Here is an 8968-nt window from a genome sequence, read left to right as displayed (position 1 = left end):
AACAGTGTGCGGTCCGATCGTTGACGCAGAGTGCGTCGTTTGCGGAGCCGCTTGTGTGGAGAGATTTGATGAGTGATAGCTACCGAGCAATTTTCGATGCCGTGCGAAGCAGCATAACAAACGCCGACATAGGTCAAGCGGTTGATTCTGCGATTTGCGATCAGTGCGGGAACCAATGTGAGGTTTGCGATGGGTCAAGGTAGCGATTCCTGCGGCGGCTGGGAGGTCTTGTATGACCCACTTACCGATGTCCCAGATGGCTATTGGGAAATGGCAAGCGGTGAGCAGATCAAGATCGCAGATATGACCGTTCGACATCTCCGCAATGTCATCCGACTTTGCAAAAGCAAGGCTGAGTGCGCGAACTTTACAGGCGATGCTGATCGGTGGAGTGAATGGGCCGACGTATTTGAGCGGGAATTGCATGGGCGTTCGACGATCGTAAGGGCAACTGCACCGGGCGTACCACCAGAACCCAAACGCGGCACCACAGCCACTATGCGCTGCCACTGCGGGCGCCATTACGAGGCGCGCGAGGCAGATCTGAAGCGCGGCTGGGGTAAGTCTTGCTCGAAGCATTGCGCTGCTGTCCGGCGTGAGTTTGGTCGCCCTGCTGCGAAGCGTGTCAAAACCCCGAAAAGCCAAGCAATGGAGGCTGTATGAAAGACTTCGGATTTGAAGAAGGCGACGTATGCGGACGTGATCGCTGCGCAGGAAGAATCGAAACCCGTTCTGCAGAAAACTGTTCTTGTCATCTATCTGCACCATGCGGCGCGTGCACTGCGCCGCGAAACTTCTGCCCGGAATGTGACTGGGATGAAGTGGATGAGCCCGTCGAACCGATGCCGAAAGCTGCTGCCCAGCCGTATGTATGGCCAGAGCTTCGACCGCTTGATCCGACTCGAATCAACTGGCGCAATTACGCGCACAGCAGTTTTTCGATGATCAAGGAGGGCGTCTATCCCGAAGGTACGACCCTCGAAGATATACGCAAGGTTGTCGATGGGACTTTTGGCGGACGGTTCGCGTACTTCGGTAACGGCAAATTCAAATTCATTGCTTACACGGACTGACTATGACCCCCAACTACGAAATAGAGCGCACTGCCCCGCGCCGCCGCATTCACTGGGGCTCGTTTGTGGCGGGTGCGGTGGCGATGCTGCTGGCTCTGGCCGCGTGGAACGCACTTTCTGTCGGAGGATTTCTGTAATGGATCGCGCGCCGTTTATGCCGCACATCGACCCGAGTATGTCGATCGAGGATTATCACTCGCGCACGACCGAGGTATCGAAGTCGGGACTCGATCTGATCGCGCAGTCCGCAGCGAAGTTCTACGCCTGGACGTTTGATCCGGCACGGCTACCGCGCGCGACAAAGGCTGGTCAGTTGGAGGGCAGCCTTGCGCACGCTGCGATTTTGGAGCCGCACGAGTTCGATAAGCGATATGTCGTCGGGCCAAAAGTCACCACGCGCGCAACAAAAGAATGGAAAGCATTTGAAGAAACGCTAAGTCCGGGTCAGATAGGAATCAAGCCAGAGCAGCACGCCACCGCAATGCATCAAGCTGAGTCCGTGCGTCGTATCAGCGACGTGCGCGATGTCCTCGATTCCGGGAGGCCGGAAGTGTCTGCTTTCTGGAAAGACGCCGACACCGCCGCGCTGTGCCGGTGCAGGCCGGATTGGGTGCATCCGTACAGCGAAAGCGCTGTGCTGCTAGACGTCAAAACCTACAGCGACGCAAGCCCCGCCGAGTTCAAGCGCCAGATCGCGCGCAAGCGCTACCACGTTCAAGCCGCCTTCTATAGCGACGGCTACGAGGCGGCGGCACAAACCGAGGTGCGCGGCTTCCTGTTCCTGGCCGTCGAGACCGAATGGCCATATGCCGCGAGCGTCGTAATGCTGGACGAAGCATCAATCGCGGCAGGACGGGATTTGTACAAGCGGGACCTGTCTACCTATCAACGCTGCATCGAAACTGGCGTGTGGCCCGGATACGGCGACGGAATCAGCATCGAAACCCTGCCCGCCTGGGCATTCAAGCAAATAGACGAGGAATGATCGTGGCACAACCGCAAAAAACGAATCTGGCGATGCTAAAGCAGACATCGCAAATGGTCGCCGCAGATGCTGGTATCGGTAACGTGAAGCAGTTCTTCGAATCGCAAAAGGGCATGCTGGCCGCTATCCTGCCGCGCCACGTCAGCCCGGACCGGATGCTGAAGATCGCTCTCGGCGCGCTGCGCACAACGCCGAAGCTGATGGGATGCAAGGTGGAAACACTGATGGGGGCCATCGTGCAATGCTCGCAATTGGGGCTCGAACCGAACACGCCACTCGGGCACGCATACCTGATCCCGTTCGAGAACCGGAAAAAGGGCATCACCGAAGTGCAGATCGTGCTTGGCTACAAGGGCCTCGTAGACCTCGCGCGCCGGTCCGGTCAGATCGTGAGCATCGCCGCGCACGAGGTTTGCGAGAAGGATGACTTCGACTATGCCTACGGTCTGGACGAAAAGCTGACACACCGGCCCGCCATGAGTGAACGCGGCGATATCGTCGCCTTCTATGCGGTGGCCAAGCTGGTCGGCGGCGGCCATGCATTCGAGGTCATGAGCAAGGATCAGATCCTTCAGATCCGCGATAACTCGCAGGGATGGAAGACCGCCAAGCGCTTTGGCAAGACCGAGGATTCGCCGTGGGGCGCGCACTTCGCGGAGATGGGCCGCAAGACCGTGCTTCGCCGTCTCGTGAAATATCTGCCGGTCAGCATCGAACTGGCCCATGCGGCGGACCTAGATGACCTGTCGGCACGCGGACATTCGCAAGCGCTAGATAACGTGCTTGAAGGCGATTACGTCACTCCCACTCCAGGCGACGATAGCGACGATCAAGATGCGCCTGCACTGGAAAACAACCCGACACCTGATGCGCCCACATTCGACATCGACACCGTCAAAAAGCGCATCGCCGAGTGCAAGGATTTGGATGTGCTAGACCTGATCGCAGATGACATGCGCGAACTGCCGGAAGGACCGGCCCTTGAAGAGTTGAACCAAGCCTATCGCGACCGTCGCGAAGACCTTTCAAGCGCTGCCTAACCGAGAAAAACATGAGCAAGAAATACGAATTTGTTGAGGGTGACGAGAAGGTTATCGCCCCTGGGATTGTGGTCCGTCGCATTCGGGCTTTGGTGGCGATTCCAGCGCTGTCGTGTATGGCACCAGTCGAGCCTGGCGACTTGGGCGGATACATCGCGGAAGAAGCCAACCTTGCGCACGCCTCCGGCAACGCGTGGGTCTACGGCAACGCGTGGGTCTACGGCAACGCGCAGGTCTCCGGCAACGCGCGGGTCTACGGCAACGCGTGGGTCTACGGCAACGCGTGGGTCTCCGGCAACGCGTGGGTCTCCGGCGACGCGCAGGTCTCCGGCAACGCGCAGGTCTGCGACAACGCGCAGGTCTACGGCGACGCGCAGGTCTCCGGCAACGCGCAGGTCTGCGACAACGCGCAGGTCTACGGCGACGCGCGGGTCTGCGACAACGCGTGGGTCTGCGGCGACGCGCAGGTCTCCGGCAACGCGCAGGTCTACCGCAACGCGCGGGTCTCCGGCGACGCGCAGGTCTACGGCGACGCGCAGGTCTACGGCGACGCGCAGGTCTCCGGCAACGCGTGGGTCTACGGCAACGCGCGGGTCTACGGCAACGCGCAGGTCTACGGCGACGCGCAGGTCTACGGCGACGCGCAGGTCTACGGCGACGCGCAGGTCTCCGGCAACGCGCAGGTCTCCGGCAACGCGCAGGTCTACCGCAACGCGCGGGTCTCCGGCGACGCGCAGGTCTCCGGCGACGCGCGGGTCTCCGGCGACGCGTGGGTCTCGGAAAAGTGCTCACGTACTCCGATCGTGATTTCGGGGCTTGCATACACGATCACTATTACAGACGACCATTTACGAGCGGGGTGCGAGTGTTACCCAATCAGCAAATGGCCGACGTTCACAAAAGAAGAGATAGCAGAAATGGACGGCAGATCTGCGCTTCGCTTCTACCCAAAGTTGTTGGCGTTGCTTTCGGCGGTACGTAACGAGGAAGGTGCGCAATGAACAACAAGCAACTAGCACAAGCACTGCGCGCGATCAGTCTCGACGCACTACCGATCAAAGACCGCGCTGCTGTTTTGAATGCTGCGGAAGCGCTTGATATTGGGGATTCGAAGCCGGTGGCGGATGAGCGGGAGGCGTTTGAGCGCGCATACCGAGAAAAATTCCCGAATATGACCCAGTATCGTTTCCAATTGGAAATGCGCAAGTGGGTTGCGGACAATCTCATCGAGAAAGAAAAGGAAGGCATCGCGTGAGCGCCGCCTACTACAACGAGATAGACCCATACGCTGCGGCATGGTTGCGCAATCTTATCGAAGCAGGACACATTGCGCCTGGCATGGTCGATGAACGGAGCATTGAAGATGTCAGTCCAGACGACTTACGAGGATTCACGCAGTGCCATTTCTTCGCTGGAATCGGCGTCTGGTCCTACGCCCTGCGACAAGCGGGATGGCCTGATGATCAACCAGTTTGGACAGGAAGTTGCCCCTGCCAGCCTTTCAGCGCGGCAGGCAAAGGCGCTGGGTTTGCTGACGAGCGGCACCTATGGCCCGCCTTCTTCCAGCTCATCAAAGAGTGCCGTCCTGCAATTGTCTTTGGAGAGCAGGTTGCGAGCAAAGACGCAGACGCTTGGATCGACCTTGTACACGCTGACGTGGAAAGCCTGGGTTACGCCTTCGGGTGTATCCCGTTCCCGTCTGCGGGCGTCGGTGCGCCGCACCTCCGAGACAGATTGTATTGGGTGGCCGACGCCAACCGTGACAGATGCAAGCAATCGTACACATTGCTACTCAGCGGGCAACAAGCAGAGGCCGGTAGCGACTCTCCCAGGCGCGTGCCGTGGGCTGACATGGAACGGGTTATCTGCCCAGACGGCCGCATCCGGCTGCGTGAACCCGGCCTTGTCCTTTTGGTTGATGGCGATACCGAGCATTTGGCTCAACTGCGCGCCGCAGGCAACGCGATCAACGCCGAAGCTGCGAAAGTCTTCATCGAAAGTGTAATGGAGTCGATATGAACAACAAACAACTAGCAGAAGCGCTGCGCGCGATCAGTCTGGATGCGCTGCCGATCAAAGACCGCGCTGCTGTTTTGAATGCTGCCGAAGCGATTGAGCTTGGGGAAGCGCAGGCGGAAGCGTTGAAAGCGGATGCGGAGCGATGCAGGGGTTTGCGAATTGCATCCGTATCTAATAACGCTGATTTTTCTGAAGCAATGTTAATCGCTGTGCCAGAGGACGTCAGGAAAGGACGCCGCAACATGACTGAATCGGAATGGAATGTGTCCATCGACTTCGCTATCTCCGCCGCGAACAAGGGGGATTGTCATGAGTAACGATGTTATGCGGGAACACAAACTGCGAGAAATCATCGCGGCCTTGATCTTGGAGGCAGAGGAAACCGGTATAACCCAGGTTACAAGGAAGGTCGCGATAGATGCGATCTCTACGCCATATCGCATACCGAGTTCCGCGCCCGCGCAGAGCGAGGCGAAGGTCTTATGCGAAACATGCGGGGGATCAAAAGTAGACCCTGGTGGAGAGGGGTATTGCCGATCATGCAAGCAGCAGAGGGTTGAACCCGCAGTTGTAAAAGCCAGCGGCGGAAACGCACATGCGAAGATGCTGATGGACTTGCAAGTGTTGGAAGATGGTACGCCGCTCTACACCGCTCCGCCGAGCGAGGCGAATCCGGTTGTGAAATGGGAGAGACGCATGCGTCCGACATGGGATAAAAATTATCCTTGGTTGGAATGGGAAGAATGTTCTCAAGATGCTGCGATGGAATTGGAAACTAACTCTCAAATCCATGATTGGGAATATGAGGTTCGCGGCCTGTCCGTAGTCAGCGCTACCCCTGCGCAGTCGGTGACAAGCCGCGATGATATTGAGCGAGCAATCGCGTTCCATCACTTGGAAATGTTAGCTAATGGCCCGGTAGTCGCAATGCAGAAGACGCTTTCGGAGTTTAGCGCTGCCCCTGCGCAGCCGCTCGTAATGAGCAATGTTCAAGATGACATCGCTTCCCTGCGCAGTATGGCAACGGTCGCGCCTGGATACGAGGCCGAAATACTGATACGCGCTGCGGATGCCCTCGCCGCCCGTCACGCTCCTACTGGAGCGGATGCGGCGCTTGAGGAAGCGGCGAAGCATCTTGATAAAAAGGCCGATAGTTATGTTCAGGAGTTCGGCAGCGTCGAACCGGACACTGGGTCATTAGAGTTTGGCCGAGGCCCGCACGCGGATGAAAAGCACGAGTATTACAGCACGCTGCTTGAACTAGCCGAGGAAATCCGAGCCCTCAAATCGAAGAAGGAGGCGTGATGCGTAAATGGACGCTAATGCTACCAGCATTTCTCTACTTGAGAATTGTTCGATCGAAATGCCAAGTCGTGATGTGGGGCGGCGTACCACTCGCAGAAGACCACACAAACGGAGTACTTGTCAGAAAAGATAGGGAGGCGTGATGAGTGGTTGGATAAAAGTAAGTGACAAATTGCCGCCGCCAGATGAGCCCGTCTTGGTATTGTATTTTCGTGATATCCGAGTAGGCGTGAGGTGTAAAGAAACGCCAGGATTTGAAGATACTTTCTCATCGTACGATTATTGGGACGATGCGTACGATGATGGGCAGGCGTGGGAGTGGAACGACGTTACGCACTGGATGCCATTGCCAGAAAAACCGGAGCAATCATGAAGTGGCTCTTCGGAAGAAAGCGCGGCGGCACTACGGTTCACGTCAAATGTACTGACGACGCCAAGGCTTGCTATGAAGCATTCATGGATTCGCGTAACAAGGCTTTAAACACAGACTGGTTCACGTTTCAAATTGCCTGGGCGTATGCGCGGGACCACTATAAACAGGGGGCGTGATGGTTGATCGATATGACGACGTTATCTCCAGAGTTCACTCCCCACGGGGCGGTTCAGTCTGTTACAGGGACTATGCCGCTATGGAAGCCGACCGCGACGCACTCGCCGAGCAGATTCCTAAATGGCAACCGATCGAAACGGCACCAAAAGATACCATTGCTAGGTTACTTGGATACCGGAACGACTTAGGAAATTGGCGCACTGTGCGCGGGCGCTATTACAGCCAAGAGGAAATAGACGACTACTGGGAATACCCGGAAGACGCTGCCCCAGGATGGTATGAAACACCAGTAAACGCAGATGAGCCGCCGAATGTGTGGCTTGTAACCCCCACGCACTGGATGCCACTGCCGCCCGCGCCGAAGGAGGCGAAATGAAAATAGCACTTGCCATCTTGTTTTTCTTTGTCGCCGCCGCAGTATTTGTCTTTGTGCTTACGCCAATCATATTCAGACGAGAACTTAGAGAGCGGACTGAGCGGAAAGAGGAAGGGGACCAAAAATGACAGACCGAGAACTGCTTGAATTGGCTGCGAAGGCGGCGGGGTTGGATGATGCGAGTTGGCACGATGGGATTTGGTCTAAAAAGCTTTGGGAGGTAACTGGGAGTGAATACTGGAACCCGCTTGAAAAAGACGGCGATGCGTTTCGGCTGATGGTGGAGCTTAGACTAAACGTAGGGGTTAACGCAAAATACAGCGACACGATAGTTTTCGTGGGTACCGAAGGCGTCTTTTCTGTTAAACACCATGAAGATGACCCAACCGCCGCAACCCGCCGCGCAATCGTCATGGCCGCTGCTGAGATTGGGAGGGGGATGGGATGAGAACCATGACAATTGAGCAAGCTGCGGAAATGTTGTTCACAACGCCCGAGCGCGTTTCCGAGCGCATCCGAGAAGATGGGTTGCCAGCCACTAAGGTGGGCCGCGCCTGGGTTCTGGTTGACACTGATGTAATAGACTGGCTCCGCACTCAATACGGGAAGAAACAAGAATGCGCTTCTACAAACGCGGCGACTCGCCCATCTGGTGGGTCGACTTTAGCATCGATGGATCGCGAATTAGAAGATCTACTGGCACCGAGGTCCGTGAGCAAGCGGAGGAATACGCCGCCAAGGTTGCGTCAGATTACTGGCGACAAAAAAGACTCGGTGACAGCCCCACTGTAATCTGGCAGGAAGCAGTGATTCATTGGGTAAAGCGCAATCAGCATCTAAAAGACCTGGAAACGAACAAACTCCGGCTGAAGTGGATTTCCGAGCGCCTGAAAAATAAATCGCTGGTCGACATCAACAAGGATGTGATCGACGCACTGATCGATGAAAAGCTAGACGAAGGGGTAAAGCCTGCCACGGTCAATCGGACAATGGCTGCCCTATCCGTGGTCCTCAACCACGCCAAGAGCGAGGGATGGATCGCCGCCCTTCCCCCTATCCGCAAACTCAAGGAAGGCAGCGGTCGGTTGACGTGGCTGACACAGGAGCAAGCGACCCGGCTGATTTCCCAATTGCCCGAGCATTTGCGCGGCATGACGGCATTCGCCCTGGCCACCGGGCTTAGAGAGTCAAACGTGCGACTTCTGGAATGGTCTCAGGTTGACATGGCAAACCGCGTCGCCTGGATACACCCGGATCAATCGAAATCCGGCAATGCCATTCAGGTGCCGCTCAACGATATCGCGCTCGGCGTTCTCTCGTGGAAAATTGGGGAACACGCCCGCTACGTTTTCACGTACCAAGGCCGCCCAATCACCAAGATCGTCAACCACGCATGGAAGAAGGCGACGAAGCGCGCTGGCCTGGAGGGTATTCGGTTCCACGACATGCGGCATACCTGGGCCTCATGGCACGTTCAGGCCGGGACGCCGTTGCCGGTCTTGCAAAAGCTGGGCGGATGGGCAAGCTACTCAATGGTATTGCGCTATGCACATCTGGGCCATGACCACGCCTCGATCTATGCTGGCAACCTTTTTGAATCTTGGGACAAAAATGTCACAC

General features: G+C 56.9%; 15 protein-coding genes. 14 read left to right on the top strand and 1 reads right to left on the bottom strand.

Annotated features, from left to right (window positions below):
* The coding region (locus WM40_RS31835) for a hypothetical protein (protein WP_236693692.1) at nucleotides 1-426 on the bottom strand (426 nt) is incomplete at its 3' end.
* Nucleotides 427-659: 233 nt separating this feature from the next.
* Here WM40_RS31835 and WM40_RS25005 point away from each other — a divergent pair.
* The 14 genes from WM40_RS25005 to WM40_RS24950 all read left to right on the top strand — a co-directional run.
* On the top strand, nucleotides 660-1073 hold the full coding sequence (locus WM40_RS25005) for a hypothetical protein (RefSeq protein ID WP_046154334.1): 414 nt from the start codon (nucleotides 660-662) through the stop codon (nucleotides 1071-1073).
* A 2-nt stretch (nucleotides 1074-1075) separates the two neighbouring features.
* Entirely contained in the window at nucleotides 1076-1210 is a 135-nt protein-coding gene (locus WM40_RS32175; protein ID WP_269083113.1) for a hypothetical protein, read from the top strand.
* Nucleotides 1210-2058: a PD-(D/E)XK nuclease-like domain-containing protein gene (locus WM40_RS25000; RefSeq protein WP_236693691.1), complete on the top strand. Its 849-nt coding sequence runs from the start codon at nucleotides 1210-1212 to the stop codon at nucleotides 2056-2058. Before WM40_RS32175 ends, WM40_RS25000 begins: the two co-directional genes overlap by 1 nt.
* A 32-nt stretch (nucleotides 2059-2090) precedes the next feature.
* Nucleotides 2091-3098 (top strand): recombinase RecT, encoded by a 1008-nt coding sequence (locus WM40_RS24995; protein ID WP_269083114.1) that lies wholly within the window; start codon nucleotides 2091-2093, stop codon nucleotides 3096-3098.
* Nucleotides 3099-3109: 11 nt separating this feature from the next.
* Nucleotides 3110-4099: an LbetaH domain-containing protein gene (locus tag WM40_RS29180; protein ID WP_052738518.1), complete on the top strand. Its 990-nt coding sequence runs from the start codon at nucleotides 3110-3112 to the stop codon at nucleotides 4097-4099.
* Nucleotides 4096-4353, top strand: a complete 258-nt coding sequence (locus tag WM40_RS24985) for a hypothetical protein (protein ID WP_046154333.1) — start codon at nucleotides 4096-4098, stop codon at nucleotides 4351-4353. Before WM40_RS29180 ends, WM40_RS24985 begins: the two co-directional genes overlap by 4 nt.
* A complete protein-coding gene (locus WM40_RS24980) occupies nucleotides 4350-5117 on the top strand; it encodes a DNA cytosine methyltransferase (protein WP_046154332.1) in 768 nt (255 codons plus the stop codon). The genes WM40_RS24985 and WM40_RS24980 overlap by 4 nt, the downstream gene beginning before the upstream one ends.
* The gene (locus tag WM40_RS24975; protein ID WP_046154331.1) at nucleotides 5114-5434 is read left to right on the top strand and encodes a hypothetical protein; all 321 of its coding nucleotides are present in this window, start codon (nucleotides 5114-5116) and stop codon (nucleotides 5432-5434) included. The genes WM40_RS24980 and WM40_RS24975 overlap by 4 nt, the downstream gene beginning before the upstream one ends.
* Nucleotides 5427-6422 (top strand): hypothetical protein, encoded by a 996-nt coding sequence (locus WM40_RS24970; RefSeq protein ID WP_046154330.1) that lies wholly within the window; start codon nucleotides 5427-5429, stop codon nucleotides 6420-6422. The genes WM40_RS24975 and WM40_RS24970 overlap by 8 nt, the downstream gene beginning before the upstream one ends.
* A gap of 142 nt (nucleotides 6423-6564) precedes the next feature.
* Nucleotides 6565-6795 carry a DUF551 domain-containing protein gene (locus WM40_RS29175; protein WP_082103222.1) on the top strand — a complete coding sequence of 77 codons (231 nt, stop codon included), beginning with the start codon at nucleotides 6565-6567 and terminating at the stop codon, nucleotides 6793-6795.
* A complete protein-coding gene (locus WM40_RS24965; RefSeq protein ID WP_046154329.1) occupies nucleotides 6792-6971 on the top strand; it encodes a hypothetical protein in 180 nt (59 codons plus the stop codon). The genes WM40_RS29175 and WM40_RS24965 overlap by 4 nt, the downstream gene beginning before the upstream one ends.
* 80 nt (nucleotides 6972-7051) lie before the next feature.
* Nucleotides 7052-7348: a hypothetical protein gene (locus tag WM40_RS24960; RefSeq protein ID WP_157685986.1), complete on the top strand. Its 297-nt coding sequence runs from the start codon at nucleotides 7052-7054 to the stop codon at nucleotides 7346-7348.
* A 124-nt stretch (nucleotides 7349-7472) separates the two neighbouring features.
* The gene (locus tag WM40_RS24955) at nucleotides 7473-7796 is read left to right on the top strand and encodes a hypothetical protein (protein ID WP_046154327.1); all 324 of its coding nucleotides are present in this window, start codon (nucleotides 7473-7475) and stop codon (nucleotides 7794-7796) included.
* 169 nt (nucleotides 7797-7965) lie between these two features.
* A partial coding sequence (locus tag WM40_RS24950) for a tyrosine-type recombinase/integrase (RefSeq protein WP_046154326.1) occupies nucleotides 7966-8968 on the top strand: 1003 nt, incomplete at its 3' end.

It is taken from the genome of Robbsia andropogonis, assembly GCF_000970345.1.
GTDB classification, from domain to species: domain Bacteria; phylum Pseudomonadota; class Gammaproteobacteria; order Burkholderiales; family Burkholderiaceae; genus Robbsia; species Robbsia andropogonis.
The sequence above is the reverse complement of the archived record's forward strand: the minus strand, read 5'-3'. Positions and strand labels throughout refer to the sequence as shown.

Coding starts and splice junctions, on each gene's coding strand:
- WM40_RS24955 (WP_046154327.1), top strand. CDS start 7,473: ATGACAGACCGAGAACTGCTTGAATTGGCTGCGAAGGCGGCGGGGTTG.
- WM40_RS24960 (WP_157685986.1), top strand. CDS start 7,052: ATGGAAGCCGACCGCGACGCACTCGCCGAGCAGATTCCTAAATGGCAA.
- WM40_RS24985 (WP_046154333.1), top strand. CDS start 4,096: ATGAACAACAAGCAACTAGCACAAGCACTGCGCGCGATCAGTCTCGAC.
- WM40_RS32175 (WP_269083113.1), top strand. CDS start 1,076: ATGACCCCCAACTACGAAATAGAGCGCACTGCCCCGCGCCGCCGCATT.
- WM40_RS25005 (WP_046154334.1), top strand. CDS start 660: ATGAAAGACTTCGGATTTGAAGAAGGCGACGTATGCGGACGTGATCGC.
- WM40_RS24975 (WP_046154331.1), top strand. CDS start 5,114: ATGAACAACAAACAACTAGCAGAAGCGCTGCGCGCGATCAGTCTGGAT.
- WM40_RS24970 (WP_046154330.1), top strand. CDS start 5,427: ATGAGTAACGATGTTATGCGGGAACACAAACTGCGAGAAATCATCGCG.
- WM40_RS29180 (WP_052738518.1), top strand. CDS start 3,110: ATGAGCAAGAAATACGAATTTGTTGAGGGTGACGAGAAGGTTATCGCC.
- WM40_RS24965 (WP_046154329.1), top strand. CDS start 6,792: ATGAAGTGGCTCTTCGGAAGAAAGCGCGGCGGCACTACGGTTCACGTC.
- WM40_RS25000 (WP_236693691.1), top strand. CDS start 1,210: ATGGATCGCGCGCCGTTTATGCCGCACATCGACCCGAGTATGTCGATC.
- WM40_RS29175 (WP_082103222.1), top strand. CDS start 6,565: ATGAGTGGTTGGATAAAAGTAAGTGACAAATTGCCGCCGCCAGATGAG.
- WM40_RS24995 (WP_269083114.1), top strand. CDS start 2,091: ATGCTAAAGCAGACATCGCAAATGGTCGCCGCAGATGCTGGTATCGGT.